The following is a 26356-nucleotide window of genomic DNA, read 5'->3' on the forward strand; positions in this document are numbered from 1 at the left end:
CGCCGGTAAAGGGATCACGCGGCCGCGGGACGACGTCCGGCGGCAGTCGCCAGTTCGCGGATTTCCGGGCTCGATGTGCTGCAGGGCAATCGAGGAAATACCTAGCCGCATGAAGCGTGTAGGCTTGTCGGAATGCTCGAAGAAACGCTCGCCCGGCTCGATGATGACGCTGCGTGCGGCAGCTGCCGCCGCAAGCCCGCGCGAGTCGGTGCCGCGTGGCCCTTCGAGCCACAGCGAAGTACCGCCAGCCGAGTCCGTCGACTGCCAGTCTGGCAGAAAAGCGGAGATCGCCTGGACCAATCGCTTGCGCCTCTCGGTAAAGGCCGTCGACAGGCGTCGTACCAGCGCCTCGTGGTGGCCGAGCGACAGGAACAGCGCGACCGCACGCTGGTTGTTGGCCGGCGGATGACGCAGCATGAAACGGCGCAGGGCCCGCAATTCGGCGATGAGATCCGCCGAGGCGACGATGTAGCCAAGGCGCAGGCCAGGCGCCAGCGTCTTCGACATCGAGCCGACATAGACGACGCGGCCCGAGCGATCGAGGCTCTTCAGCGCCTGCTGCGGCGCCTCGTCGAGCAACTGGCTGTCGTAGCCGTCCTCGATGATGATCTGGTTGTTGCGCGTGGCACGGGCAAGCAGGTCCTGCCGGCGCTCGGCGCTGAGCGGCACCATCGTCGGGCACTGGTGGCTCGGCGTGACGAAGACAAAGCCGGTATCCGACGGGATCGCCTGGGTGACGATGCCCGAATGGTCGACCGGAACCGGCTCGATGTCGGCACCGGCGAGGCGGAAGATCGAGCGCGCATCCGGATAGCCCGGGTCTTCCATGGCAACCTTTGAGCCCTTGGTCATCAAGAGCGTGGCCAGCATGTAGAGCGCGTTCTGGGCGCCAAGGGTGACGATGATCTCATCGGGATTGGCAAAGATGCCGCGACGCGGCAGCAGCCGCGCCTGGATCTGCTCGATCAGCAGCGGGTCGTCGCGGTCGACCATGTCGGCCGCCCAGTTGCGGATCTCGAGCACGGCCAGCGCCATGCGGTTGCATTCGCGCCATTCGGCGGTCGGAAACAGCGTCGGATCGAACTGGCCGTAGACGAAGGGATAGGACGACTTGATCCAGTTATCGAGCTTGGCCGGCGGCTGCATGTCGGAGGCAGCGATCTGGCGGCGCGCCTTCCAATCGATTTCATTGGCCTGATCGGGGCTCTTCTGCTGCGGCTTGGCCGGTGTCGCCAGCACTTCGGGATTGACGAAGTGGCCGCGACGCTCGCGCGCCACGAGGAAGCCCTGGTCGACGAGTTGCTGGAACGCCAGCACCACTGTGCCGCGCGCAACGCCGAGCTTTTCGGCGAGGATGCGGCACGAAGGCAGCGGCATCGAGGCCGCGATCTGGCGGTCGAGAATGGCGGCGACGATCGCCTGCCTGATCTGGGCCTGTAGCGTCTGACCTGATTCCGCCGAAATACGGAACAAGCCTGACCAGATCGCCGTGTCGTTTCGCTGTGGCATGGGGACGTTTCCTGCATGTCCAGTCTTTTTGACTTTGCTGGACCATAGAAAGCTATCCTTGGCACAAGCAGTTGCACCAATCAATTTTTCTAATCCTATAGATTTATGCCAGTGAACCTTTCCAGCGCCGGTTGTAAAAGCGAGCAGTTGAATCGATTGAAATTTGCCGCGATAGTCCGCCGCAACGCCTCTCAATGAGTTCCAAGGTCTGCTAGGATGATGTTGTAGGCGATGCGGGCAGAGCAAAATTCCGGAGTTCCCAGGTGATCGACCAACCCTTCCACGCAGCGCTGACCGCGCTTCGCAACCACCATCAGGACGCACCGAAGAACTTGCGGGCGGCATTTGCCTCCGACCCGAAGCGGTTCCAGCATTTTTCCGCCGAGGACGACGATCTTTTGCTCGACTGGTCGAAATGCGCTGTCGACGCCACCACCATGGCGCTGCTGGCAAAGCTGGCGCAGGCTGTCGATCTCGAAGGCAAGCGCGCGGCGATGTTTGCGGGTGCGCGCATCAATGTGACCGAAGACCGCGCGGTGCTGCACACGGCATTGCGCAGCCCGCCGGGCGCGGCAGTGATGCTCGACGGCCACGACGTGACATCAGACGTGCATGCCGTGCTCGACGCGATGTCGGCTTTCGCCGATGACGTCCGCTCGGGCAAGGCGGGGGGCGCCACCGGCAAGAAGATCACCGACATCGTCAATATCGGCATCGGCGGCTCCGACCTTGGCCCGGCCATGGCAACGCTGGCGCTGGCGCCGTACCATGACGGGCCGCGCGCGCATTTCGTCTCCAACATCGACGGCGCCCATATCCACGACACGCTGAAGGGGCTCGACGCCGGGACCACGCTGTTCATCATCGCGTCGAAGACCTTCACGACAGTCGAAACCATGACCAATGCCGCCACCGCCAGGCGCTGGGTCGAGGAGAAGCTGGGTGCCAAGGCGGTGGGCAGCCATTTCGCCGCCGTGTCGACGGCGCTCGACAAGGTTGCCGCCTTCGGCATCGAGCCTACGCGCGTGTTCGGCTTCTGGGACTGGGTCGGCGGGCGCTACTCCTTGTGGTCGGCGATCGGCCTGCCGATCATGATTGCCATAGGCCCGAAGAATTTCCGCGAATTCCTGGCCGGCGCACACGCCATGGACAGGCACTTCGTCGAGGCGCCGCTGCTCAAGAACATTCCCGTGCTGATGGGGCTGGTCGGCTTCTGGCACCGGGCGGTGTGCAACTATCCGGCCCGCGCCGTCATTCCTTACGACCAGCGCCTGTCGCGCCTGCCGGCCTATCTGCAGCAGCTCGACATGGAATCGAACGGCAAGAGCGTGACGATATCAGGCGGCGGCGTGGTGACGCCGACAGGTCCGCTGGTGTGGGGCGAACCCGGCACCAACGGCCAGCACGCCTTTTTCCAGCTGCTGCACCAGGGCACCGATTTCATCCCGGTCGAATTCCTGGCGGCGGCCGAAGGCCATGAGCCCGACCTTAAGGAACATCACGACCTGCTGCTCGCCAATTGCCTGGCGCAATCGGAAGCGCTGATGAAGGGCCGGACGCTGGAAGAGGCGCGGCGGCAGATGCTGACCAAGGGCATCAAGCCCGAAGAGGTCGACAAGATCGCGCCGCACCGCGTTTTCTCGGGCAATCGCCCGTCGGTGACCCTCCTCTACCGCAAGCTCGATCCGCATATGCTTGGCCGCCTGATCGCGCTTTACGAGCACCGCGTCTTCGTCGAAGCGCAGCTGTTCGGCATCAACGCCTTCGACCAATGGGGCGTCGAACTGGGCAAGGAACTGGCGACGGGACTGCTGCCTGTCGTGGATGGGCGAGAAAATGCCGCGCGTCATGACTCCTCGACAGCCGGCCTCGTGGAGCATATCCACCGCCTCAGAGCGCCACGCGACAATTAGGCCGCGGACGGCGCGCCAGGCATGCACCTGCGCATCGGCCCTTTCGCCGGTGCGCAAGGTCGGAGGAGTGAGTGATTTGCGGGGCATCAAGGGCATACTTTTCGACAAGGACGGAACCCTTGTCGATTTCCAGGCGACGTGGTTTGCCATCGGCGAAATGATGGCGCTGAGGGCGGCGGATGGCGACCAGGCGCGGGCAAATGCGCTGATGGAAGCTGCCGGCTACGATTTCGGGGCCCATTGCTTCAAGGCCGATTCGGTGTTCGCTGCGGGCACCAACGCCGACATCGTCGAGCTTTGGTATCCTTCCGCCAGCACCGCCGAGCGAGTGGCGATGGTCAAGCATTTCGACGAGGTGACGGCGGAGGAAGGTGCTGCCAAGGCCGTGGCGCTGCCGGGCAGCAAGGACGCGCTGGCAAGCCTGCACAGCGCAGGCTTCCGGCTCGGCGTCGCCACCAACGATTCGACCGGCGGGGCGGAAAAGACGCTGCTGTCGCTCGGCGTCGCCCAGATGTTCGATGCCGCCTATGGCTACGATGCGGTCGCCAACCCCAAGCCGGCGCCGGATGCGATCCACGCCTTTTCCGACCTCACCGGCCTCAAGCCGTCGGAGATCGCGATGGTCGGCGACAACCGCCACGACCTCGAAATGGCGAAAGCTGGCGGCGCACTGGCAATCGCCGTGCTGTCGGGCACCGGCACGCGGGAATCGCTGACGCCGATGGCCGACGTGGTGCTCGATTCGATTGCCGACCTGCCGGCATTCCTCGCATCCAACAACAGCTGAGTCGGGTGGCTGCCAAAGCCCGGGAGTTCCCATGGCATCGGAGATCATCGTTCGCCGGGCGACCGGCGAAGACCTGCCCGAGCTCATTCAGCTTTACCGGCACCTCGTTCCCGGCGACGAGCCGCTCGACGACGGCAAGGCCCGTGCTATCTGGGAGCGGTTCTCGCGCCTCGAAGACGCGTCGATATTTCTCGCGGTGCGCAGCACAACCCTCGTCGCCACCTGCACGCTTGTCGTCATCCCGAATTTCGTCCGCAGCGGCGCATCCTATGCACTGATCGAGAACGTCGTGACACACGCCGATTTTCGCGGCCACGGCTATGGCAAAGCGGTGCTCGCCCATGCTGTCGAAACGGCTTGGGCGCTGGGTTGCTACAAGGTGATGCTGCTGACCGGCTCGAAAGACCCGGCAACGCTTGGCTTCTACCGAAATGCCGGCTTTCAGACGACCAAGACCGGCTTCGAGATGCGAAGGCTGCCGCCAAGAGAGAGCTGAGGCTCGCGGCACTTACGACCAGGGAGCGTCACGTCACGCCCCCGTATCCCCCCACGAGGGGGGCGTGAAAGAACTTTACCTCTAGGCAGTCGCGCACCGCATTCGAATACCGCGCAGCGACGGAAAACGCCCCTATTCGAACACGATGGTCGGCACAGCCGCCTCGGATGCACCCTTCTCTTCCTGGATCCGCTCCCAGACCTTGGTCGCGATGTCACGATAGATCTTGGCTTCGGCGCCCTCCGGTTTCGACACCGTGACCGGCGTGCCGGCGTCGGAGCTTTCGCGGATGCCCATTTCCAGCGGCACTTCGCCGAGGAAGGTGACGCCAAGGCGCTCAGCTTCCTTCCTCGCGCCGCCATGGCCGAAAATGTCGTAGCGCTTGCCGGTGTCGGGGGCGATGAAATAGCTCATGTTCTCGACGATGCCGAGCAGCGGCACATCGACCTTTTTGAACATGTTCAGGCCCTTGCGGGCGTCGATCAGGGCGAGGTCCTGCGGCGTCGAGACGATGACGGCACCGGCCAGCGGCACCTGCTGCGCCATGGTCAGCTGGGCGTCGCCAGTGCCGGGCGGCATGTCGACGACGAGCACGTCGAGCGGGCCCCATTCGACCTCGCGCAGCATCTGGGTCAGCGCCGACATGACCATCGGGCCGCGCCAGATCATCGGCGTCTCCTCGTCGACGAGGAAACCCATCGACATCACCTTGAGGCCGTAGTTCTGCATCGGCTTGAGGATCTTGCCGTCGACGGTCTCGGGGCGGCCATGGATGTTGAGCAGGCGCGGCATTGACGGGCCGTAGATGTCGGCATCGAGCACGCCGACCTTGAGGCCATTGGCGGCTAGACCGAGCGCGATGTTGACGGCGGTCGTCGACTTGCCGACGCCGCCCTTGCCGGAAGCGACAGCGATGATCGCGTCGATGCCCGGCACGCCGCGCTTGCCCTGGCTTTGCGAGGCAGGTGCAGGCGGAACGGGGCGCGCAGCCGGTGCAGGCGCCGGACGGGGTGCTGCCGGCTTTGATGGCACCGGCGCTTCCATGCCGCCGCCCTTCTTTTCGGCGGTCAGCGCCACGACGGCGCCATTGACGCCGGGAATCGCTTTCACGACACGCTCGGCTGCGGCGCGCAGCGGCTCCATCTCCTGGGCGCGCGCGGCCGGAACGGTGATCGAGAAGAACACCTTGCCGTCGGCGATGAAGATGTCGGAAACCAATCCGAGATCGACGATGTTGCCTGAGAAATCCGGGCCGTTGACCGTCTTGAGACGCTCCACAACGATTTCTTTGGTGACTGTCATGTGTCGAACCTGCTGCTGCCTGTTGGGCATCAGATAATGCAGTTTGCCGCAAGAACCAAGCTACCCGAAATGGCAGCGGCCCCTGCCCGATGGGAAAGCCAGCCGAACGCCCCATATTGTCGGGCAAAGAAATTTTCGCCCGCATGTAGGATCGGCGCTGGCTGCATCGTCCTTGGGGCATACGAAGCGAAATCATCTTGGAGAACAGCGATGAAATTCGTCAACTATCTCTTGTTCAACGGAAACTGCCGCGAAGCTTTCGAGTTCTATGCCAAAGTATTCGACGGCGAGATCGTCGGCATGCTTACTCACCGCGAAACGCCCGCCAGCAAAGACGTCTCCGAGGAATGGCAAGACAAGATCATCAATGCCCAGCTCGTCATCGGCGACCAGTCGATCATGGCCTCCGACGCACCACCACAATACCGGACGGAGATGTCGGGATTTTCGGTGTCGGTCGATACCAACGACCTGGCCAGGGCCGAAACCATCTTCGCTGCGCTTGCCGATGGCGGCACCGTCAACATGCCGTTCAGCCCGACCTTCTGGGCCAAGGGTTTCGGCATGGTGAAGGACAAATTCGGTACGCCGTGGATGATCAGCAGTGGCAACGCCGGCGAATAAGCAGCACAAAAGATCTTACGAGGAAAACATGACGCATTCAGCCATTGAAACTCCTGCCATTTCGAACGCAGCACTTTGGACCGGCCGCGTGCTGAGCGGCGCCCTGATCGCATTCCTGGTCTTTGACGCGGTGATCAAGCTCGTGCCGCTGCAGGTGGTGGTCGAAACCACCGCTGCACTCGGCTTTCCACCTGAATTGGCCCGGACCCTCGGCGTACTGACGCTTGTCTGCACGGCACTCTACGCCTGGCCGCGGACCGCGATCCTCGGTGCGATTCTCCTGACCGGCTATCTCGGCGGTGCGATCGCCATCCACCTGCGCGTCGGCAACCCGATGTTTTCGCACACCATGTTCGGCGTCTATCTCGGGCTGATGGCCTGGGGCGGGCTCTACCTGCGTGACCCGCGCCTGCAGGCGCTGATCCCCTTCCGCCGCTGATCCAGCCGTTTCAGGAGACGACCATGCCAATTCTTGCCATCATCTTCGGACTTGTCGTGCTTGCGATCCTTGTCGTCCTGGCGATCGCCGCGACCAAGCCAGCCACTTTCACCATTCAGCGAAGGACCGATATCGACGCCGCGCCGGAGGCCATCTTTCCGCTGATCAACGACTTCCACAACTGGCGCGACTGGTCGCCATGGGAAGCGCTCGACCCCGACCTCAAGCGCAAGATGAGCGGTGCGGAGTCCGGCCGCGGCGCGGTCTACGAATGGGAAGGCAACAAAAAGGTCGGCAGTGGCCGGATGGAGATCACCGAGGTGACGGCACCAAACAAGGTGGTCATCAAGCTCGACTTCCTGAAGCCGTTCGAAGCGCACAATGTGGCTCGCTTCACCATGGCGCCACAGGGCGGCAAAACGCGCCTGAACTGGGAAATGACAGGTCCATCGCCCTTCATGTCCAAGGTGATGCAAGTGTTCATGAACTTCGACAAGATGGTCGGCAAGGACTTCGAAAAGGGCCTCGCCAACCTCAAGGCGATCGCCGAGCGGAAACGCCTTGCCGGCTCATGAACTTGCCGATCTGACGCGCAGCAAGACCTGTCACCCCACCGGGGCGGCACTATCGCTAGCTGAAAGCAGGGCTTCACCTGAAAGCGGGGGCAAACAAAGAGGAGACTGACATGCTTGGTCAAATCAATGCCGTTGCCAATCTGGCCGTCAAGGATCTCGGACGCGCCAAATCCTTCTACGAGGGCACGCTCGGCCTCAAGGAGGTCGAGCATATGGGCGCGGAGGTGTCGGTGCTGAAGAGCGGCGATACCATGATCAATGTCTACCGCTCGGATTATGCCGGAACCAACAAGGCGACGGCTGTCACCTGGGCCGTGGGCGACAAGATCGAGCGAATGGTCGAGGAGCTGAAGTCGAAAGGCGTACATTTCGAACATTACGACATGCCCGATGTCAGGCTCGAAGGCGACGTCCACGTCTTCGGCGAGCTCAAGGTCGCCTGGTTCAAGGATCCCGACGGCAATATCCTCAACCTCATCAACCAATGATTTTGATGCGGTAGTCCATTGTGAAGACTGGCTAATCCGGTCGGCGCCGGATAGCCTTCCGGCATGATAGACAAGCTTGAGTTCTTCATCGCACTCGCAAGGGAGCAACATTTCGGCCGCGCCGCAGAGGAATGCGGCGTCACCCAGCCGACGCTGTCCGCCGGCATAAAGCAGCTCGAGGACATATTGGGCGTGATGCTGGTGCAGCGCGGTTCGCGCTTCCAGGGCTTGACGCCGGAAGGCCGGCAGGTGCTGGACTGGGCGCGCCGCATCGTCGGCGACACCCGCGCCATGCGCGAGGAAATGCGCGCCGCCCGCCATGGCCTTTCCGGGCGTATCCGCATTGCCGCCATCCCGACAGCGCTCGCCATGGTGCCTAGGCTGACGACGCCGTTCCGCGAAAAGCATCCCGGCGTCACCTTCTCGATCCTGTCGCGCACTTCGATCGAGGTTTTGTCGCTGCTCGGCAATTTCGAGATCGACGCGGGAATCACCTATCTCGACAACGAGCCGCTCGGCCGGGTGACCAGCGTGCCGCTTTACGCCGAGCGTTACCAACTGATCACGGCGGTGGGGAACGAATATTCCGATCGCGACAAGGTGACATGGGAAGAGGTCAGCACGCTGCCGCTGTGCCTTTTGACCCCTGACATGCAGAACCGCCGCATCATCGACCAGCATCTCGCCGACGCCGGCGTGCAGGTGCGGCCGACACTCGAATCGAACTCGATGATCGTGCTGTTTTCACATATCAGGACCGGCAAATGGTCGTCGATCATGCCGCTCAACCTGGCGGAAACGTTCGGTTTTGCCGAACCGATCCGGGCCATTCCGATCGTCGAGCCGGATGCCAGCCACACCGTCGGGCTCGTCGTGGCGCGGCGTGATCCCAACACCACGCTGGTCCAGGCGCTGCTTGACGAAGCCATGACGCTGGCAGGCGATTTCCGCCGCAAGGCGTGAGCTATGATGCCCCTGCTTTCGTCCACTCGATAGAAAATTTTTATCATGTGACGAAACAGCTTTATTGATTCCGGCCCCAAAGATCGGGTTCAATAGGGATATAGCGCCCAAGTCAGGCGCCAGTGTCAGGGAGGGCGCTGCGTGGTCATGCAGCCAGCAAGTACCGAACTCACCGCGCGAACCGCCGCGGTGATCAGCGAATTGAAGAACCTCGAGGGTCCGCTGATCCCGATCCTTCATGGCGTCCAGGAGGAGTTTGGCTATGTTCCGCAGGAAACGCTGCCGATCATCGCGGAAGCGCTGAACCTGTCGCGTGCCGAAGTGCACGGCGTCTTCACCTTCTACCACGATTTCCGCCACCACCCGGCCGGCCGGCATGTGCTCAAGGTCTGCCAGGCCGAAGCCTGCCAGTCGATGGGCAGCGACGCGATCGCCGCCCAGATCAAGCAGAAGCTCGGCATCGGCTTCCACGAGACAAGCAAGGACGGCGCCGTGACACTGGAGCCGATCTACTGCCTCGGCCTGTGCGCCTGTGCGCCAGCGGCGATGCTCGACGGCGAAGTGATCGGCCGGCTCGATGCCGACAAGATCGATGAAATTGCCGAGGAGATCCGCTCATGAGCGTGACGATCTACACTCCCGGCGATTCGGGTTCGCTGTCGCTCGGCGCCGAAAAGGTCGCCAAGGCGGTCGAAAAAGAAATTGCAGCGCGCGGCATCGACGCCAAAATCGTGCGCAACGGCTCGCGCGGCCTGTACTGGCTCGAACCGATGGTTGAAGTGGCGACGGAAGCAGGCCGCGTCGCCTACGGCCCTGTGACGGCCAAGGACGTCGCCTCGCTGTTTGACGCAGGCCTTGTCTCAGGCGGCCAGCACAAGCTGTCGCTCGGCGACCCGGAAAAGCTGCCTTTCATCGCCAAGCAGACGCGCCTGACCTTTGCCCGTTGCGGCATCACCGATCCGGTGTCACTGGAAGATTACGAAGCGCATGGCGGCCTCGTCGGCTTGCGCAAGGCTGTGGCCATGGCGCCCGCCGACATCGTCAAGCAGGTCACCGAGTCCGGCCTGCGCGGTCGCGGCGGTGCGGGTTTCCCGACCGGCATCAAGTGGAAGACCGTCCTCGATACGCCAGGCGAGCAGAAATACATCGTCTGCAACGCCGACGAAGGCGACTCGGCTACCTTCGCTGACCGCATGATCATGGAAGGCGACCCCTTCGTGCTGATCGAAGGCATGGCGATCGCTGGCCTCGCGACCCACGCCACCAAGGGCTACGTCTACATCCGCTCGGAATATCCGCACGCCATCGCGGTGATGGAAAAGGCGGTCAAGGTGGCGCGGCGCGCCGGCGTGCTCGGCAACAGCGTTCTCGGATCCTCCCAAGGCTTCGACATCGAGATCCGCTCGGGTGCTGGCGCCTATGTCTGCGGCGAAGAGACCTCGCTGCTCAACAGCCTCGAAGGCAAGCGCGGCGTGGTGCGCGCCAAGCCGCCGCTGCCGGCGATCCAGGGCCTGTTCGGCAAACCGACCGTCATCAACAACGTCATTTCGCTCGCCTCCGTGCCCATCGTCATGGACAAGGGCGCCCAGTACTACAAGGACTTCGGCATGGGCCGCTCGCGCGGCACCATCCCGATCCAGATCGCCGGCAACGTCAAGCATGGCGGCCTGTTCGAAGTGGCCTTCGGCCTGACGCTCGGCGAGATCGTCGACGAGATCGGCGGCGGCACCGCGACTGGCCGTCCGGTCAAGGCGGTACAGGTCGGCGGCCCGCTTGGCGCCTACTTCCCGCGCGCGCTGTTCGACACGCCGTTCGACTACGAAGAATTTGCCAAGCGCGACGGCCTGATCGGCCATGCCGGCATCACTGTCTTCGACGACAGCGCCGACATGCTGAAGCAGGCACGCTTTGCCATGGAATTCTGCGCCATCGAAAGCTGCGGCAAGTGCACGCCCTGCCGCATCGGCTCGACGCGTGGCGTCGAGACGCTCGACAAGCTCAAGCAGAACATCGAGCCGGAAAAGCAGCTCGCGCTGGTGACCGACCTCTGCAACACGATGAAGTTTGGTTCGCTGTGCGCGCTTGGCGGCTTCACGCCCTACCCCGTGATGAGCGCCATCAACCATTTCCCCGAAGATTTCCGGCCGGCAGCGGTCGCCCAGGCAGCGGAATAGGAGACAACATCATGGGTCTCATTCAAGAAATCGACTTCGGCACCCCTGCCTCCAAGTCTGAAAAGCAGATCACGCTGACCGTCGACGGCTTCGAGGTCACAGTGCCGGAAGGCACCTCGATCATGCGCGCCTCGATGGAAGCGGGCATCGCCATTCCGAAACTCTGCGCCACCGACATGGTCGACGCCTTCGGTTCGTGCCGGCTTTGCCTGGTCGAGATCGAAGGCCGCAACGGCACGCCGTCGTCCTGCACGACGCCTGTCATGCCCGGCATGGTGGTCCACACCCAGACCGGCCGTCTCAAGGACATCCGCAAGGGCGTGATGGAGCTCTATATCTCCGACCACCCGCTCGATTGCCTGACCTGTGCTGCCAATGGCGACTGCGAATTGCAGGACATGGCCGGCGCTGTCGGCCTGCGCGACGTGCGCTATGGCTATGAAGGCGACAACCACGTTCGCGCCAAGAACGACGGCGTCGAAAACTTCAAGTGGATGGCCAAGGACGAGTCCAACCCCTACTTCACCTACGACCCCTCCAAGTGCATCGTCTGCTCACGCTGCGTCCGTGCCTGTGAAGAGGTGCAAGGTACCTTCGCGCTGACCATCGAAGGCCGTGGCTTCGGCTCTCGCGTGTCGCCGGGCGCACATGAACTGTTCCTCGACAGCGAGTGCGTGTCCTGTGGTGCCTGTGTGCAGGCCTGCCCGACGGCGACGCTGACGGAAAAGTCGGTCATCCAGATCGGCCAGCCTGAGCATTCCGTCGTCACCACCTGCGCCTATTGCGGCGTCGGCTGCTCGTTCAAGGCCGAAATGCGCGGCGACGAGCTGGTGCGCATGGTGCCGTGGAAGGACGGCAAGGCCAATCGCGGCCACTCCTGCGTCAAGGGCCGCTTTGCCTACGGCTATGCCACGCACAAGGAGCGCATCCTCAACCCGATGATCCGCGAGAAGATCTCCGATCCGTGGCGCGAAGTGTCATGGGAAGAGGCGCTGACGCATACCGCCAAGGAATTCCGCCGCATCCAGTATCAGTACGGCCGTGGCGCCATCGGCGGCATCACCTCGTCGCGCTGCACCAACGAAGAAACTTTCCTCGTCCAGAAGCTGATCCGCCAGGGTTTCGGCAACAACAACGTCGACACCTGCGCCCGTGTCTGCCATTCGCCGACCGGCTACGGCCTCGGCCAGACCTATGGCACGTCGGCCGGCACCCAGGACTTCGACTCGGTCGAAGACACCGACGTCGCGCTGATCATCGGCGCCAACCCGGCCTCGGCTCACCCGGTGTTCGCTTCGCGCCTGAAGAAGCGTCTGCGCGCCGGCGCCAAGCTGATCGTCATCGATCCGCGCCGCACCGAGATGGTGAAGTCGGCCCATATCGAGGCTGAGCACCACCTCGCACTGAAGCCGGGCACCAACGTTGCGGTGGTCACCGCAATCGCGCATGTCATCGTCACCGAAGGCCTGTTCGACGAGAAGTTCATCCGCGAGCGCTGCGACTGGTCGGAATTCCAGGATTACGCCGAATTCGTCTCCGACCCGCGCCACAGCCCCGAGGAAGTCGAGAAGCTTTCGGGCGTTCCGGCCGAGACGATCCGCGGCGCTGCCCGCCTCTATGCCACCGGCGGCAACGGCGCGATCTATTATGGCCTCGGCGTCACCGAGCACAGCCAGGGTTCGACGACGGTCATCGGCATCGCCAACCTCGCCATGCTGACCGGCAACATCGGCCGCAAGGGCGTCGGCGTGAACCCGCTGCGCGGCCAGAACAACGTTCAGGGCGCCTGCGACATGGGCTCGTTCCCGCACGAACTGCCGGGCTACCGCCACATTTCGGGCGACGCCGTGCGCGACATCTATGACAGCCTGTGGGGCGTCAAGCTCGACAATGAGCCGGGCCTGCGCATCCCCAACATGCTCGATGCCGCCGTCGACGGCACCTTCAAGGGCATCTACATCCAGGGCGAGGACATCCTGCAGTCGGACCCCGACACCAAGCACGTCTCGGCAGGTCTCGAAGCCATGGAATGCGTCGTCGTGCAGGACCTGTTCCTCAACGAGACCGCCAACTACGCCCACGTCTTCCTGCCCGGCTCGACCTTCCTCGAGAAGGACGGCACCTTCACCAACGCCGAGCGCCGCATCAACCGCGTGCGCAAGGTCATGGCACCGAAGAACGGTCTCGCCGACTGGGAAGTGACGCAGCGCCTCGCCCAGGCGATGGGCCTGAACTGGAACTACCAGCATCCGTCCGAGATCATGGACGAGGTCGCCAAGACGACGCCGAGCTTCGCCAACGTCTCCTACGAGTTCCTGGAGAAAATGGGCTCGGTACAGTGGCCGTGCAACGAGAAGGCTCCGGAAGGCACGCCGATCATGCACATCGACGGCTTCGTCCGTGGCAAGGGCAAGTTCATCCGCACCGAATATGTCGCGACCGACGAAAAGACCGGCCCGCGCTTCCCGCTGCTTTTGACCACCGGCCGCATCCTCAGCCAGTACAATGTCGGCGCGCAGACCCGGCGCACCGAAAACGTCGCCTGGCATGCCGAAGACTTGCTGGAAATCCACCCGCACGATGCCGAAAATCGTGGCCTGCGCGATGGCGACTGGGTGCGGCTGCAGAGCCGGGCCGGCGAAACGACGCTCAGGGCACAGATCACCGACAGGGTGTCGCCGGGCGTGGTCTACACCACCTTCCACCACCCCGACACGCAGGCCAACGTCATCACCACCGACTTCTCGGACTGGGCAACCAACTGTCCGGAGTACAAGGTGACAGCGGTTCAGGTCGGCGCCTCCAACGGGCCGTCGGAATGGCAGAAGGGCTACAACGAGCAGGCGCAGCAGAGCCGCCGCATCGCCGGCCATCTGGAAGCCGCGGAGTAGGATCGTGCACAGGACGCAAGCCTTGCCTTCTCCCCGTTCACGGGGGAAGCTGGCCTGAAAGGCCGGATGAGGGGCTGTGCCAGCCTCGACAGGTTTGCGCTGCCCCTCATCTGCCTGCCGGCATCTTCTCCCCGTAAACGGGGAGAAGAACGATGACCGACCGCCCCGCCATCACCCAGACAAGCCGTCTCGCCCGCCGGGCGAGCGGCACGACGGTGGCCAACCGCATGGTGCCGGAAGAGACGCCGATCGCGCTGTCTTACGGCGGCACCACCCATGCGGTGATGATGGCGAGCCCGGCCGACTTCGAAGATTTCGCGCTCGGCTTCTCGCTGACCGAAGGCATCATCGGCTCGGTTGATGAAATCGAGTCGATCGAGGTTCAGGACGTCGAGGCCGGCATCGATATCCAGATCAGGCTCAAGGACAAGGCCAACAAGCGCTTCGAGCAGCGCCGCCGCCGCCTCGCCGGCCCTGTCGGCTGTGGCCTGTGCGGCATCGAATCCATCGAAGAAGCGATGCGCTCGGTCGACGACGTACACCAGCCGAAACTAGGGCTTTCAGCTGATGACATCGTTCAGGCGGTGAAGCTCTTGTCCAAAGTCCAGCCGCTGCACGCCGAAACCGGCGCGGTCCACGCCGCCGGCTTCTATGTGCCCGGCAAGGGCATTGTCGCGGCGCGCGAGGACGTCGGCCGCCACAATGCGCTCGACAAGCTTGCCGGCGCGCTCGACAAGGCCCACATCGACGGCGGCTCGGGCGCCGTGGTGGTGACCAGCCGGGTGTCGGTGGAAATGGTGCAGAAGACGGCGGCCATCGGCGCGCCCTTCATCATTGCCGTGTCGGCGCCGACAGCCTTGGCCATCCGCACCGCCGAACAGGCCGGCATGACGCTGATCGCGCTCGTGCGTGGCGACGATTTCGACATCTTCACCCATCCAGACCGCGTCAGTACCGGAGCCGCCAAAAATGTCGCATGAAGAGCACAAGATGGGGACGAAGGAAAAGCTCGTCTACATGGCGAACCAGATCGCGACCTTCTTCGAAACCAAGCCGCATGACGAGGGTGTGGCCGGTGTCGCCAAGCACATCAACGATTTCTGGGATCCGCGCATGCGGCGCCAGTTCTTCGAGATGTTCGATGAAGGCGGCAAGGGCATGAAGCCACTGGTGATCGAAGCGGCCGCCACGATCCGCCGCCCCAGGCAGGACGCGGCCTGAGCGCAGCAGCGGGGCCAGGCGAAGGCCCCTCACCTTCCAGCCTGAAACCTGCTATCTTAGCCATTCCTGATGCAAGTCGCAGGCGGAATGGCTGTGCCAAGGCCGATCGCTACTCGATATGCGCGCAGCGGTGACGTCCGGATCGCCTATCAGGTGGTTGGCCAGGGTCCGCTCGACCTTGTCTTTGTTCCCGGTTTCATCTCCAATCTCGACCTGCACTGGGAAGACGAGGGCTACAGCCGGCTGTTGTCGCGCCTCTCCGCCTTCTCCCGGCTGATCCTGTTCGACAAGCGTGGCACCGGCCTCTCCGACCGTGTCGACGCGCACGCGCTACCCAGCCTCGAAACACGCATGGACGACGTGCGCGCCGTGATGGATGCGGCGGGCTCCAGCCGTGCTGCGATCCTCGGCGCTTCGGAAGGCGCGCCGATGGCAATCCTGTTTGCCGCCACCTACCCCGAGCGAACGCGTTCGCTGGTGCTTTATGCCGGCTACGCCCAGTTCCACAAATGGGTGATGGACCCAACGCGGTTGCAGGCCTTCATCGATGCGGCCGAGACAAACTGGGGCACAGGTGCTACGCTTCAGAACTTCGCCCCGGGGCGGCTCGACGATATCAGGTTCGCCGCCTGGTGGGCGCGTTTCGAGCGGCTGTCGGCGAGCCCGACCGCGGCGGCGGCACTTGCCCGCATGAACGCCGAAATCGACGTGCGCGGCGCCCTCGCCAGCATCCGGGCGCCAACGCTGCTGATTCACCGCCGCAACGACGCGCGGGTCGACCCCGAGGCCAGCCGCTATCTCGCACAGAAGATACCAGGGGCGCGGCTCGTAGAGATCCCCGGGCGCGACCATCCGATCTGGACCGGCGACGTCAACCGGGTCGCCGACCTGATCGAGGAATTCCTGACCGGCACGCATGCACCACCCGACACCGAGCGTGTGCTGGCGGCCCTTCTGGTGACGCGGATCTCGGATACGGCGCGTCTGGGCGACCGGATGTGGAGCGAACGCAGCCAGCGTTTCCAGGAAGCTTTACGCCTGCTTGTCGTCCGTCATGGCGGCCGCTTGGCCGACCAGTATGGCGACATCGCGATTTCGCGTTTCGACGGGCCGGCGCGCGCCATCCGCTGTGCGGCGGCACTGCGCGACACAGCCCAGGGCATCGGCATTGCCAGCGCCCAGGGCGTGCATGTCGGCGAGATCGAGGCGCGGGGCCCGCCTTCGGGCCTGACTGTACGCGTCGCCGTCAAGATCGCCGAGCATGCCGGGCGCGGCGGCATACTCGCATCGCGCCTTGTCGCCGAAATCGCTACTGGTTCGGGCGTGCATTTCGTTGATGCCGGTCGCATGGCGCTCGACGAGTTCGACGGCCCCCTGACACTTGTCGAGGCGACGTCGGAACAACACCTCGAACCGGCGTGCCGAAGCCGAGCGATCGCGGTTGAACCTTCAGCCCTGACGGCGCGTGAGAATGAAGTCGTGGCGCTGATTGCCGACGGCAAGAGCAATGCGGCGATCGCCGCCGAACTCAGCCTCAGCGAACACACGGTGAAGCGCCATGTCGCCAACATCCTGATGAAGCTTGACCTGCCATCACGGGCGGCGGCGGCGGCTTTCGCGGTCCGTCAGACTGGCCCGGACGGGCCATAGGACCAGTGGCCTGTTCGGGCGAAGCGGTGATGCGGCGCCCGGGACTACAGTTTTCCCATGCAGGCAGGCGGAAACAGCGCCTCGAACCTGCCAATGGAGGAAGACATGACCAAGGCAAGTGGAATGCTCACCACGCTGGCGATGGCCGCAGGTTTCGCCGCGCTGGTCGTTTCGAATGCTGTCGCCGAAGACAGCTCGGCTGCGGCAACCTACAAGGACATCGAAGCCACGCTCGGCTCGGTGCCCAGCTTCTTCAAGGCGTTTCCGGAGTCGGGCATTTCAGGCGCCTGGGCCGAGTTCAAGGGCATACAGCTCAATCCCAAGACCGAGTTGAACGGCAAGACCAAGGAGTTGGTCGGCCTGGCCGTCGCTGCCCAGATTCCGTGCGGATATTGCATCTATTTCCACACCGCGGCCGCCAAGGCCAATGGCGCGACGGACGAAGAGATCCGCGAGGCGGTGGCGATGGCGGCTGTCGTTCGCCACTGGTCGACGGTGCTGAACGGCATGCAGGTCGACTTCCCACAGTTCAAGCAAGAGGTCGACACGGCGATGGCCGCCGCCAAGGCGAAGTCGCAATAGCTTCCCGGTTCCGGTCTGGAACCACCACCAACACAGGGCCGCCCGAAGGCCGGCCGACAGGAGGATAAAATGCTTGCCACCAAGGAAGCCGTCACCGGTGCCTCGATCAAGAAGGCGATCGAAGGCCGTGACGGCCCGATGCTCTCCAGCTTTTATGCCGACGACGCGCTGGTGCGGGTCATCGACCGCAACAACCCGCCCAGCAAGCCGCGCGAAATCCGCGGGCGAGCGGCGATCACCACCTTCTGGGACGATATCTGCAGCCGCGCGATGAGCCATCGTGTCGACCTAACGATTGCGCAAGGCGACAATCTCGCTTTCTCGCAGGACTGTGCCTACCCCGACGGCACCAAGGTTTTCTGTGCGGCCATGCTGGAACTCAAGGACGGCAAGATCGCGCGGCAAACCGTCGTGCAGGCCTGGGACGAGTGATCGAATGCAGGCGAATGGTCGCCTGCAAGATGGGAGGAAGCCATGTTCGTCGCACGCTGGAAGATCGATGCCCGCTTCGGGCACAAGCAAAGCGCCATCGATCTGTTGCGCCAATGGGAACGGGAAATCGGTCCGCAGGCCGGGACCGACAAGATGGCGATGCAGATCCTGACCGGGTCGATCGGCGCCAAGGAAGCCACCGTCGAGGTCAACCACACAGTCGAAAGCCTGGCGCAGATCGAAGAGATGTTCGCCAAGATCTCCAAGATCGACGCCCACGCCCAATGGGGAAAGAAGCTCGAGCCTTTCGTGGTCTCAGGCTCGTCCTACTGGAACTTCTATCGGGTGATCCAGGACTAGACCGGCTCCTGCCTGCGGCGGGCTACCGCCGCAGGCCTAGGGATGCGTTTCGCCCGAGGGATGGTCCTTGGCCGTCCCTCGGGTACTGTGCCGCAGGCCGATGAGAAAGATGATCTCGGCGACAACGACGATGGCGATGATGCGGAAACCGATCGTCACCGGGTCGTGGTCGCTGTCGCGCATCAAATAGCCGCCGATCAGGAAGGCGGCATTCCAGATGAAGGCACCGGTCATCGTGGCGAGCGCGAAGGGCACGAACGACAGCCTGAGGACACCCGCTTCGAGCGCGAGATAGGTCCGCGCCACCGGCACGAGCTGGGCGATCAGCGAAGCTCGGAAGTTGTTGCGGCGATAGGCCTGCGTCAGCCTCTGATAGGTCGCGTGCTTGAGGAAGATGTACTTGCCGAACCGCTTGACCGCTGCGTCGGCGCGGTCAGGCCCCAGCCAGTTGCCACCGCTGTACCAGATCATCGATCCCAGGGTCGAGCCGAGCGTTGTCGCCAGCATCAGCGCGACAAGCATCGGCACATCGGGTGCTGCCGTCATGCCGAGAAACAGCAGCAGCACATGTGACGGTGGGATCGGCGAAATCTTTTCGGTGAAGGCAAGACATGCCGCGCCGAGCAGACCGAAGCCCAGGATCGATGGAATCATGCAAAACGCCAGTCATAACTCTTTGCCGGCTTCATCCTGGTGATCCGATAGACAGCCGCCGGCGGCAGATTGCGGAAAGTATGGCCAATGCGTGTCACTTCGAGATCGAGCCTGTCGAGCAGCGGCTGTTCAATAGGGCATCGGAAGCCGTAAGTGAACATATACATCGCCCCGTCGGGCCTGACATTGGCAAAAACGCCTTCGAGGATGGCCAACGTCTGGCGCGGCGGGATTGCCAGGAACGGCAGGCCGCTGATGGCGGCACCGGCGACCGGGCCGTCATAGATCGGCCGGTAGCGCAGTTCGGCCGCATCCATCTCCAGTACACGGGATTTGGGGAACCGGTGCCTGAGCAAATGGGCGAAATCGGAGTTGAACTCGATCAGCGTCATGTCGCTTTCCTTGACGCCGCGCGCCAGCATGGCGCGGGTGAACGGCCCGGTGCCGGCGCCAAGCTCGAGAACCGGTCCGGTGTCGGGACCAAGCTCTTGGGTCATCAGCGTCGCCAGGCTGGTGCTGGACGGCGTGATGGACGCGACCTTGAGTGGTGCGGTGGCCCATGCCATGAGAAAGGATAAAGTGTCATTTGCGGCCATTGCGAACCTCTTTCGAAATCGTCTGCCAGCGAATCGGTCGCCGGCCTTTAGCGAAAGCTGTTTGAGGCCACTGGATTACACATGCATTGCGTGAAAAGCACAGAACCAGTCATTTTGGCCGCTGCACCCGTTCGCCGTCTTCATTTCGCAATGCTTCTGCAATGTTGGGGGAATAGCCGGGCGGCACCGAGGGGCCCTTCGAGGAAACAAATGCGCATATTGCTTGTGGAAGACGAGCCAGAACTGGCGTCGGCTTTGAAAACGGCGTTGCGGCGATATGACATGGTCGTGGATCACGCGGCATCGCTTCTGGAGGCTGGCGATTTTGCCGCCAGCGAGAACTACGACGCAATCCTGCTCGACCGTCAATTGCCGGACGGCGACGGCCTGACGCTGGTGCCGAAGATCCGGGCGCGCGGCAACGCGACGCCGGTGCTGGTGCTGACTGCGCGCAGCGATACCTCCGACAAGGTCGACGGGCTCGACATGGGCGCTGACGACTATCTGGCCAAGCCCTTCGCCTTCGAGGAACTGCTGGCGCGTCTGCGCGCCCTGCTGCGCCGGCCGGCCAATGTACAGACGCAGGTTATCCGCGCCGGCGACCTGGCCTTCGATCTCGGCCATCGCGAGGTTCTGGTCCGCGGCGATCCGCTGACCTTGCCGCGCCGCGAGCTGCTGGTGCTGGAAGCGCTGTTGCGGCGGACGGGCCGCATGGTGCAGCGTTCGTCGCTGATGGAAGCGGTGTTCGGCCTCGACGACGAAATCCAGTCCAATGCGCTCGACACGCATGTGTCGCGGCTTCGTCGCAAGCTGGCGGAAGCTGACGCCAAGGTCGAAATCAATGGCGTGCGCGGCGTCGGCTACCTCCTGCGCGAGATTTCATGACCATTCAGAAGATCATCCGCCTGCTGGGGCGTTTCTTCCGCCCGATCTCGCTGAAATGGCGGCTGGTGTGGCGTCTGGTGATCCTGCAGGTGATCCTGCTGACGCTGCTGATCGGCATGATCCTCGGCGCCCTGATCGTCACCGGCGTCATCCCGGAGAATTACGAGGGCCGGGCGGTCGACGTGCTGCGCAAGGTGGTGCGCCGGGACGATGCCGGCGAGCTTGTGCTCAAGAACACAGCGCGCCTGCAGGATCTGCGCGAGGAAGTGCCCGACCTCTGGTTCGTGTTGCGCGACGAACAGGGGCACATGCTGAAGGAAGGCACGATCCCGCCCGAATTCACCCGCATGGCCGCCGCGCTCGATCATATCGACAACGCCAAGCTGGTCTGGAAGAAGGGCTCGACCCTGCCCGCCGCGACCGTGCAGTGGTATGACACTAGCGCTGGAAAAGTGCAGATATTCACCGGCGCGCAAGGTCGTTTCAGGGTTTCGGCGCTGCTCGACGTGACACCGGAACTGTTCCTGGAGATCATCCTGCCCATCGGCGGCGTGATGGCGGTGGCAACGCTGCTGGTGATCCCGCTCGTGGTGCGCAGTGCCTTCCGCGGCCTGCGCCAGGCCGCAGTATTGGCCGAGCGGATCGACATCGACGAACGCGGGGTGCGGCTGCCGGTGGAGCGCATCCCTTCGGAGATCGCGCCGCTGGTGAGGGCGGTCAACGGCGCGCTCGACCGCCTTGACAAGGGTTATGAACGGCACAAACGCTTCCTAATCGACGCAGCGCATGAACTGCGCACGCCGGTCGCCATCCTCAACACCCGCATCACCTCGCTGCCGGCAACACCCGAACGGGCGCGGCTTTTGCAAGATACGGCGCGGCTATCGACGCTGACCGACCAGTTGCTCGACATCCAGCGCCTCGGCCGGCAGACGCAACAATTCACCCGTTTCGATCTCGTGGCGGTGGCGCGCGGGGTCGTCGTCGATCTGGCGCCAATGGCCTTCGCAGCCGGCTACGAAATGTCGTTCGAGCCGGCACGCGGCGAGCTGTTCGCCAATGGCGACCGAACCGCCGTCGAGCGCGCGATCACCAATCTGGTGCAGAACGCGATCGAACATGGCGGCAATGCTGGCCGGATCACCATCGGCGTCAACAGCCCGGCCACCATCGAGGTTTCGGACGAAGGCGACGGCGTGCCGGCAGCGGAGCGGGAAAAGATCTTCGAGCCGTTTTATCGGCTGCGCCCGCGCGGCCATGGTGCGGGCCTCGGCCTCAATCTGGTGCACGAAATCATGCAGATCCATGGCGGCCGGATCGAGCTCGCCGGCAGCGACAGGAAGGGCGCCTGCTTCAGGCTGGTCTTCGCACAGGCCTAAGTCCTGGCCTGGCCCGCGATGGTGAGTTGCGCTCCGGCGTCGCTGAGCGCCTGGGCCAGGTCTTCGGACGGCTGCCTGTCGGTGACGAGTTCGCTAAAGCCGGAGAAGCCGCAGACCTGGACAAGCCCCTGACGACCGAACTTGCTGTGGTCGGTGACGACGACCGAGCGCTGGCCACGTGCCAGCACCACGCGGGCGAACTCGGCTTCCTCGAGATTGTAGTCCATCACCCCATTGGCGGCGTCGACAGCACCGGCCGAGATCACCGCATGGCTGACGGCGAAGCGGCTGACAAACTCGATCGCCGACACGCCGAAGGCAGCACCGCTGTCGCTGCGCAATTCACCGCCGGCCATATAGACCTTGTTGCCGTTCACTGTTGCCAGCGTGCGGGCGATGTCGGAAGAATTGGTGACGACGGTCAGCCGGCGGTGGCCGAGCAGTTCACGTGCGAGATAGCTGGTGGTGGTGCCGGTATCGAGCATGACCGACTCACCGTCATGGATGGTGGCGGCGACTGCCTTGGCGATGGCGCGCTTGGCTTCGGCATTGTCGCGCATGCGCCGTTCGAAAGGCGCCTCGCCCACCACCGACGGCAGGCCGATGGAACCATGCATCTTGAGGATCGAACCGGCGGAGGTCAGCGGCTTGACGTCGCGGCGCACGGTTTCGAGCGACACACCGAGCTTGTCGGCAAGGTCGGCGATGGTGATCGTGCCCTCGTCATTGAGCAGGCGCAGGATCTCACTATGACGCTTGGAATGGTTCATCGTTCGGCCCTGGTCGAATGGCGGCATGGCCGCAACTGAGGAAAATCCTGCCCGAGTCTACCGCAGTATCGCGAAACTTCTCAACAGATACGGTCAGAAAAACAACAAAAACCACAAACTCACATTGACATCGGCGCTTCCGCTGCGTGAGACTACCACCCAAAAAGCCTACAGCGCCGCGCGTCCAGTAGGACGCGCAAAGGACGCTGTAGAACTTTGAATCGGTGCATGCCTCTTGCCAAAAATCGATTCCGATTTTCGGGGGCATGCACGGGGCGCGACAACGGGGAACGCGCCGTCCACAGCGTGGAGGGGCTGGATGACAACAAGCGAGGACCGCATCCGTGCCTTGCCGCTGTGGAGCGGGACGGTGACGATCGCGCCTCTGAAGGGCGGCATCAGCAATGAAAGCTGGGTAGTCTCAGACGCATCGGGCCGCCATGTCGTGCGCTTTGGCAAGGATTTCCCGTTCCACCACGTCTTCCGCGACCGCGAGGTGATGGTGGCCAAGGCCGCCTATGAGGCGGGCTTTGCACCGGAGCTGCAATATGCCGAGCCGGGTGTGATGGTAACCGAATTCCTCGGCGCCAGGACCTATGGCGCCGACGACGTGCGGGCCAATGCCGCCAACATCGCCCAGCTCATCCGCCGCTTCCACGACGAGATGCCCCGCCACGTGTCGGGGCCCGGCTTCATGTTCTGGGCTTTCCACGTCATTCGCGATTATGCCCGCACGCTTGCCGCCGGCAACAGCCGCATGACAGCGGAACTTCCGCGCTATCTCGCATTGGCGGACAGGCTTGAAAAAGCGCAGGCGCCATTGCCTGTTATCTTCAGCCACAACGACCTGTTGCCGGCCAACTTCCTCGACGACGGCGGCAGGCTGTGGCTGATCGATTTCGAATATGCCGGCTTTTCGACCGCGATGTTCGACCTTGCCGGCACCGCTTCCAATGCGGGCATGACGTTGGAGGAGTCCGACGAACTGCTAAGCGTCTATTTCGGTGGCAAGCCGGACCAGGCGATCCGCCGCTCGCACACGGCGATGCAATGCGCCTCGCTGCTGCGCGAGGCGATGTGGAGCATGGTGTCGGAACTCCATCTCTCCGCCCCCGGCGTCGACTATGTCGCCTACACCGCCGAGAATCTCGAGAAGCTCGAGGTCGCGCTCGAAACCTATCGCACGCAATACGGAAAGCTCTGATCATGGCCCTCCCCTCACATGCCCAGATCGTCGTCATCGGCGGCGGCATCATCGGCTGCTCGACGGCCTATCACCTCGCCCGCGACCACAAGGCCGACGTCATCCTGCTCGAACAAGGCAAGCTGACCTCTGGTTCAACCTGGCATGCCGCGGGGTTGGTGGGCCAGTTGCGCTCGTCGGCGTCGATCACGCGCGTGCTCAAATATTCGGTCGATCTCTACAAGGGGCTGGAGGCCGAGACCGGGCTTGCCACCGGCTGGAAGATGACCGGTTGCCTGCGGCTCGCCACCAACCAGGACCGCTGGACCGAATACAAGAGGCTGGCGACCACGGCCAAGAGCTTCGGCATGGACATGCAGTTGGTGTCGCCCGAAGAGGTCAAGCGCATGTGGCCCCTGATGGAAACCTCGGATCTCGTCGGCGCTTCATGGCTGCCGACGGACGGCCAGGCGAGCCCCTCCGACATCACCCAGTCGCTGGCCAAGGGCGCGCGCATGCACGGCGCGAAACTGTTCGAGAATGTGCGCGTGACCGGCTTCGAGATGAAGGACGGCCGCATCCTGAGTGTGAAGACCGACCAGGGCGACGTCACCTGCGACAAGGTGGTGAACTGCGCCGGACAGTGGGCACGGCAGGTCGGCGCCATGGCCGGCATCAACGTGCCGCTGCAGCCGGTCAAGCACCAGTACATCATCACCGAGAAGGTGCCGGGGCTTTCGACCGATGCGCCGACGCTGCGCGATCCCGACCGGCGCACCTATTTCAAGGAGGAGGTCGGCGGGCTGGTCATGGGCGGCTATGAGCCGAACCCGCAAGGATGGACCACGGGCGACGTGCCCAATGACTGGGAGTTCCGCCTGTTCGACGACGACTATGACCATTTCGAGCAGCATATGATGCAGGCCATCGCGCGTGTTCCCGCTTTGGAGACCGTCGGCGTCAAGCAGATGATCAACGGCCCGGAGAGTTTTACCCCCGACGGCAATTTCATCCTCGGTTCGGCGCCCGAGTGCTCCAACATGTTCGTCGGCGCCGGCTTCAATGCCTTCGGCATCGCCTCGGGCGGCGGCGCCGGCTGGGTGCTGGCGCAGTGGGTGGTCGATGGCGAAGCGCCTCTCGACCTGTGGGTCGTCGACATCAGGCGCTTCTCGAACCTGCACCGCGATCGCAATTGGGTGTCGGACCGCACGCTCGAAGCCTATGGCAAGCACTACACCATCGGCTTTCCGCATGAGGAGTATCAGAGCGGGCGGCCCCATATCGTCTCGCCGCTCTATGAGCGGCTGAAACAGCTTGGCGCCGTATTCGGCTCCAAGCTCGGATGGGAGCGGCCGAACTGGTTCGCGCCTGCGGGCACGGAAGCAAAGGACGTCTATTCGATGGGCCGGCAGAACTGGTTCACACCGGTCGGCGACGAGCACCGCCATGTTCGCGAAGCAGTCGGCGTGTTCGACCAGTCGTCCTTCGCCAAATACGAGATGACGGGCAAGGATGCGCAGAAGGCGCTCGACTTCATCTGCGCCAACGACGTGTCCAAGCCGGCGGGGCGACTGACCTACACGCAGTTGCTCAACACGCGCGGCGGCATCGAGGCCGACCTCACCGTGGCGCGGCTCGCTGATGACAGGTTCTACATCGTCACCGGCACCGGCTTCCGGACGCATGACCTCGCCTGGATCAGCGACCATATCCCATCAGGGCTGGACACCAAGCTGGTAGACGTCACCGAGCAGTATGGCACGCTGTCGCTGATGGGGCCGAGTGCAAGGAAGGTACTAGAGGCTGCCACGAACGCCGATGTCTCAAACGCCGGCTTCCCGTTCGGCCATGTCAGGGAACTCGCCATAGCGGGAACGCTGGTCAGGGCGCTGCGCGTCACCTATGTCGGCGAACTTGGCTGGGAACTGCATGTGCCGATCGCGGCCACCGGCGAGGTGTTCGACGCGCTGATGGCAGCAGGCAAGCCGCACGGCATCCGCCCCGTCGGCTATCGTGCGCTGGAATCGCTGCGCCTGGAAAAGGGTTACCGTGCCTGGGGCTCCGACATCACGCCCAACGACACGCCATTCGAGGCCGGGCTGGGCTGGGCGGTGAAGCTCAGGAAGGACACCGATTTCCTCGGGCGAAAGGCGCTGGAAAAGCTCAGCGGCGCAGCGCTGACCAAGCGGCTCACGGGCTTCACCGTCGACGACAAGGATGTGGTGCTGGTCGGGCGTGAGACGATCCTGCGCGACGGCCAGCCGGTCGGCTATCTCACCAGCGGCGGCTATGGCTACACGATTGGCAAAAACATCGGCTATGGCTATGTCCGCAACGCGGCCGGGGTCAGCGACGCCTTCCTCAAATCGGGTACCTATCAGCTTGTCGTGGCGACGGAAAGGGTACCCGCCACAATCCATCTCGAGCCAATGTTCGACCCGACAGCTGCCAGGGTGAAGGCCTGAGCAGCGCTGCCGCTCGCC

At 63.5% G+C, this 26356-nt stretch carries 25 protein-coding genes and 1 pseudogene; 21 read left to right on the forward strand and 5 right to left on the reverse strand.

Features of this window, described 5'->3' with window-relative positions; translation table 11 throughout:
* Window positions 1-14: 14 nt before the first annotated feature.
* Window positions 15-1509, reverse strand: a pseudogene (locus tag ACHMW7_RS25710) (PLP-dependent aminotransferase family protein).
* 263 nt (window positions 1510-1772) lie between these two features.
* On the opposite strand from ACHMW7_RS25710, the gene pgi reads away from it, so the two are divergent.
* From pgi to ACHMW7_RS25725, 3 genes are all read left to right on the forward strand, one after another.
* Window positions 1773-3422 carry a glucose-6-phosphate isomerase gene (pgi, locus tag ACHMW7_RS25715; RefSeq protein ID WP_395448231.1) on the forward strand — a complete coding sequence of 550 codons (1650 nt, stop codon included), beginning with the start codon at window positions 1773-1775 and terminating at the stop codon, window positions 3420-3422.
* 76 nt (window positions 3423-3498) lie between these two features.
* Entirely contained in the window at window positions 3499-4209 is a 711-nt protein-coding gene (locus ACHMW7_RS25720; protein WP_395451441.1) for an HAD family hydrolase, read from the forward strand.
* 31 nt (window positions 4210-4240) lie between these two features.
* Entirely contained in the window at window positions 4241-4705 is a 465-nt protein-coding gene (locus tag ACHMW7_RS25725; RefSeq protein WP_395448232.1) for a GNAT family N-acetyltransferase, read from the forward strand.
* A gap of 132 nt (window positions 4706-4837) precedes the next feature.
* Here the strand turns inward: ACHMW7_RS25725 and ACHMW7_RS25730 are convergent, their stop codons facing one another.
* Window positions 4838-6007 carry an Mrp/NBP35 family ATP-binding protein gene (locus ACHMW7_RS25730; RefSeq protein ID WP_395448233.1) on the reverse strand — a complete coding sequence of 390 codons (1170 nt, stop codon included), beginning with the start codon at window positions 6005-6007 and terminating at the stop codon, window positions 4838-4840.
* Window positions 6008-6217: 210 nt separating this feature from the next.
* Here ACHMW7_RS25730 and ACHMW7_RS25735 point away from each other — a divergent pair, with 210 nt between their 5' ends.
* From ACHMW7_RS25735 to ACHMW7_RS25800, 14 genes are all read left to right on the forward strand, one after another.
* Window positions 6218-6631: a VOC family protein gene (locus tag ACHMW7_RS25735; RefSeq protein ID WP_395448234.1), complete on the forward strand. Its 414-nt coding sequence runs from the start codon at window positions 6218-6220 to the stop codon at window positions 6629-6631.
* 28 nt (window positions 6632-6659) lie between these two features.
* Window positions 6660-7070, forward strand: coding sequence for a DoxX family protein (locus tag ACHMW7_RS25740; protein ID WP_395448235.1), 411 nt, complete (start codon window positions 6660-6662; stop codon window positions 7068-7070).
* A 23-nt stretch (window positions 7071-7093) separates the two neighbouring features.
* Window positions 7094-7645, forward strand: a complete 552-nt coding sequence (locus ACHMW7_RS25745; RefSeq protein WP_395448236.1) for an SRPBCC family protein — start codon at window positions 7094-7096, stop codon at window positions 7643-7645.
* 110 nt (window positions 7646-7755) lie between these two features.
* Window positions 7756-8133, forward strand: a complete 378-nt coding sequence (locus tag ACHMW7_RS25750) for a VOC family protein (protein ID WP_395448237.1) — start codon at window positions 7756-7758, stop codon at window positions 8131-8133.
* 63 nt (window positions 8134-8196) lie between these two features.
* Window positions 8197-9096, forward strand: a complete 900-nt coding sequence (locus ACHMW7_RS25755) for a LysR family transcriptional regulator (protein WP_184772006.1) — start codon at window positions 8197-8199, stop codon at window positions 9094-9096.
* Between the two features lie 141 nt (window positions 9097-9237).
* The gene (locus ACHMW7_RS25760) at window positions 9238-9717 is read left to right on the forward strand and encodes a formate dehydrogenase subunit gamma (RefSeq protein ID WP_395448238.1); all 480 of its coding nucleotides are present in this window, start codon (window positions 9238-9240) and stop codon (window positions 9715-9717) included.
* Window positions 9714-11270: a formate dehydrogenase beta subunit gene (locus ACHMW7_RS25765; RefSeq protein WP_395448239.1), complete on the forward strand. Its 1557-nt coding sequence runs from the start codon at window positions 9714-9716 to the stop codon at window positions 11268-11270. Before ACHMW7_RS25760 ends, ACHMW7_RS25765 begins: the two co-directional genes overlap by 4 nt.
* Before the next feature lie 11 nt (window positions 11271-11281).
* Window positions 11282-14161 carry a formate dehydrogenase subunit alpha gene (fdhF, locus tag ACHMW7_RS25770; protein ID WP_395448240.1) on the forward strand — a complete coding sequence of 960 codons (2880 nt, stop codon included), beginning with the start codon at window positions 11282-11284 and terminating at the stop codon, window positions 14159-14161.
* Between the two features lie 152 nt (window positions 14162-14313).
* Window positions 14314-15141, forward strand: a complete 828-nt coding sequence (gene fdhD / locus ACHMW7_RS25775; RefSeq protein ID WP_395448241.1) for a formate dehydrogenase accessory sulfurtransferase FdhD — start codon at window positions 14314-14316, stop codon at window positions 15139-15141.
* A 10-nt stretch (window positions 15142-15151) separates the two neighbouring features.
* A complete protein-coding gene (locus tag ACHMW7_RS25780; RefSeq protein WP_246485497.1) occupies window positions 15152-15382 on the forward strand; it encodes a formate dehydrogenase subunit delta in 231 nt (76 codons plus the stop codon).
* 87 nt (window positions 15383-15469) lie between these two features.
* The gene (locus tag ACHMW7_RS25785; RefSeq protein ID WP_395448242.1) at window positions 15470-17032 is read left to right on the forward strand and encodes an alpha/beta fold hydrolase; all 1563 of its coding nucleotides are present in this window, start codon (window positions 15470-15472) and stop codon (window positions 17030-17032) included.
* Window positions 17033-17137: 105 nt separating this feature from the next.
* The gene (locus tag ACHMW7_RS25790; RefSeq protein ID WP_395448243.1) at window positions 17138-17614 is read left to right on the forward strand and encodes a carboxymuconolactone decarboxylase family protein; all 477 of its coding nucleotides are present in this window, start codon (window positions 17138-17140) and stop codon (window positions 17612-17614) included.
* Window positions 17615-17683: 69 nt separating this feature from the next.
* Window positions 17684-18046, forward strand: a complete 363-nt coding sequence (locus tag ACHMW7_RS25795; protein ID WP_395448244.1) for a nuclear transport factor 2 family protein — start codon at window positions 17684-17686, stop codon at window positions 18044-18046.
* Window positions 18047-18088: 42 nt separating this feature from the next.
* The gene (locus tag ACHMW7_RS25800; RefSeq protein WP_395448245.1) at window positions 18089-18406 is read left to right on the forward strand and encodes a hypothetical protein; all 318 of its coding nucleotides are present in this window, start codon (window positions 18089-18091) and stop codon (window positions 18404-18406) included.
* Window positions 18407-18442: 36 nt separating this feature from the next.
* Here ACHMW7_RS25800 and ACHMW7_RS25805 read toward each other — a convergent pair whose 3' ends face one another.
* Both ACHMW7_RS25805 and ACHMW7_RS25810 read right to left on the reverse strand, forming a co-directional pair.
* A complete protein-coding gene (locus ACHMW7_RS25805; protein WP_395448246.1) occupies window positions 18443-19060 on the reverse strand; it encodes a DedA family protein in 618 nt (205 codons plus the stop codon).
* A complete protein-coding gene (locus tag ACHMW7_RS25810; protein WP_395448247.1) occupies window positions 19057-19656 on the reverse strand; it encodes a class I SAM-dependent methyltransferase in 600 nt (199 codons plus the stop codon). Before ACHMW7_RS25810 ends, ACHMW7_RS25805 begins: the two co-directional genes overlap by 4 nt.
* A gap of 210 nt (window positions 19657-19866) precedes the next feature.
* Between ACHMW7_RS25810 and ACHMW7_RS25815 the strand changes: the two genes are divergently transcribed.
* Both ACHMW7_RS25815 and ACHMW7_RS25820 read left to right on the forward strand, forming a co-directional pair.
* On the forward strand, window positions 19867-20541 hold the full coding sequence (locus tag ACHMW7_RS25815; RefSeq protein ID WP_395448248.1) for a response regulator transcription factor: 675 nt from the start codon (window positions 19867-19869) through the stop codon (window positions 20539-20541).
* Window positions 20538-21920: a sensor histidine kinase gene (locus ACHMW7_RS25820; RefSeq protein ID WP_395448249.1), complete on the forward strand. Its 1383-nt coding sequence runs from the start codon at window positions 20538-20540 to the stop codon at window positions 21918-21920. The genes ACHMW7_RS25815 and ACHMW7_RS25820 overlap by 4 nt, the downstream gene beginning before the upstream one ends.
* Here the strand turns inward: ACHMW7_RS25820 and ACHMW7_RS25825 are convergent.
* Window positions 21917-22690: a DeoR/GlpR family DNA-binding transcription regulator gene (locus ACHMW7_RS25825; protein WP_395448250.1), complete on the reverse strand. Its 774-nt coding sequence runs from the start codon at window positions 22688-22690 to the stop codon at window positions 21917-21919. The genes ACHMW7_RS25820 and ACHMW7_RS25825 overlap by 4 nt on opposite strands.
* Window positions 22691-23009: 319 nt before the next feature.
* Here ACHMW7_RS25825 and ACHMW7_RS25830 point away from each other — a divergent pair, with 319 nt between their 5' ends.
* Together ACHMW7_RS25830 and ACHMW7_RS25835 are read left to right on the forward strand one after the other, a co-directional pair.
* Entirely contained in the window at window positions 23010-23894 is an 885-nt protein-coding gene (locus ACHMW7_RS25830) for a phosphotransferase (RefSeq protein WP_395448251.1), read from the forward strand.
* A gap of 2 nt (window positions 23895-23896) precedes the next feature.
* Window positions 23897-26338 (forward strand): FAD-dependent oxidoreductase, encoded by a 2442-nt coding sequence (locus ACHMW7_RS25835; protein WP_395448252.1) that lies wholly within the window; start codon window positions 23897-23899, stop codon window positions 26336-26338.
* Window positions 26339-26356 lie beyond the last annotated feature (18 nt).

This window comes from Aminobacter sp. UC22_36, assembly GCF_044056035.1.
Classification (GTDB): Bacteria; Pseudomonadota; Alphaproteobacteria; order Rhizobiales; family Rhizobiaceae; genus Aminobacter.

Bases quoted from the DNA above. Each gene is read 5' to 3' on its own strand.
- ACHMW7_RS25725 (WP_395448232.1), top strand. From the start codon at position 4,241: ATGGCATCGGAGATCATCGTTCGCCGGGCGACCGGCGAAGACCTGCCC.
- ACHMW7_RS25730 (WP_395448233.1), bottom strand. From the start codon at position 6,007: ATGACAGTCACCAAAGAAATCGTTGTGGAGCGTCTCAAGACGGTCAAC.
- ACHMW7_RS25735 (WP_395448234.1), top strand. From the start codon at position 6,218: ATGAAATTCGTCAACTATCTCTTGTTCAACGGAAACTGCCGCGAAGCT.
- ACHMW7_RS25740 (WP_395448235.1), top strand. From the start codon at position 6,660: ATGACGCATTCAGCCATTGAAACTCCTGCCATTTCGAACGCAGCACTT.
- ACHMW7_RS25745 (WP_395448236.1), top strand. From the start codon at position 7,094: ATGCCAATTCTTGCCATCATCTTCGGACTTGTCGTGCTTGCGATCCTT.
- ACHMW7_RS25750 (WP_395448237.1), top strand. From the start codon at position 7,756: ATGCTTGGTCAAATCAATGCCGTTGCCAATCTGGCCGTCAAGGATCTC.
- ACHMW7_RS25755 (WP_184772006.1), top strand. From the start codon at position 8,197: ATGATAGACAAGCTTGAGTTCTTCATCGCACTCGCAAGGGAGCAACAT.
- ACHMW7_RS25765 (WP_395448239.1), top strand. From the start codon at position 9,714: ATGAGCGTGACGATCTACACTCCCGGCGATTCGGGTTCGCTGTCGCTC.
- fdhF (WP_395448240.1), top strand. From the start codon at position 11,282: ATGGGTCTCATTCAAGAAATCGACTTCGGCACCCCTGCCTCCAAGTCT.
- fdhD (WP_395448241.1), top strand. From the start codon at position 14,314: ATGACCGACCGCCCCGCCATCACCCAGACAAGCCGTCTCGCCCGCCGG.
- ACHMW7_RS25780 (WP_246485497.1), top strand. From the start codon at position 15,152: ATGGGGACGAAGGAAAAGCTCGTCTACATGGCGAACCAGATCGCGACC.
- ACHMW7_RS25785 (WP_395448242.1), top strand. From the start codon at position 15,470: ATGGCTGTGCCAAGGCCGATCGCTACTCGATATGCGCGCAGCGGTGAC.
- ACHMW7_RS25790 (WP_395448243.1), top strand. From the start codon at position 17,138: ATGACCAAGGCAAGTGGAATGCTCACCACGCTGGCGATGGCCGCAGGT.
- ACHMW7_RS25795 (WP_395448244.1), top strand. From the start codon at position 17,684: ATGCTTGCCACCAAGGAAGCCGTCACCGGTGCCTCGATCAAGAAGGCG.
- ACHMW7_RS25800 (WP_395448245.1), top strand. From the start codon at position 18,089: ATGTTCGTCGCACGCTGGAAGATCGATGCCCGCTTCGGGCACAAGCAA.
- ACHMW7_RS25805 (WP_395448246.1), bottom strand. From the start codon at position 19,060: ATGATTCCATCGATCCTGGGCTTCGGTCTGCTCGGCGCGGCATGTCTT.
- ACHMW7_RS25810 (WP_395448247.1), bottom strand. From the start codon at position 19,656: ATGGCCGCAAATGACACTTTATCCTTTCTCATGGCATGGGCCACCGCA.
- ACHMW7_RS25815 (WP_395448248.1), top strand. From the start codon at position 19,867: ATGCGCATATTGCTTGTGGAAGACGAGCCAGAACTGGCGTCGGCTTTG.
- ACHMW7_RS25820 (WP_395448249.1), top strand. From the start codon at position 20,538: ATGACCATTCAGAAGATCATCCGCCTGCTGGGGCGTTTCTTCCGCCCG.
- ACHMW7_RS25825 (WP_395448250.1), bottom strand. From the start codon at position 22,690: ATGAACCATTCCAAGCGTCATAGTGAGATCCTGCGCCTGCTCAATGAC.
- ACHMW7_RS25830 (WP_395448251.1), top strand. From the start codon at position 23,010: ATGACAACAAGCGAGGACCGCATCCGTGCCTTGCCGCTGTGGAGCGGG.
- ACHMW7_RS25835 (WP_395448252.1), top strand. From the start codon at position 23,897: ATGGCCCTCCCCTCACATGCCCAGATCGTCGTCATCGGCGGCGGCATC.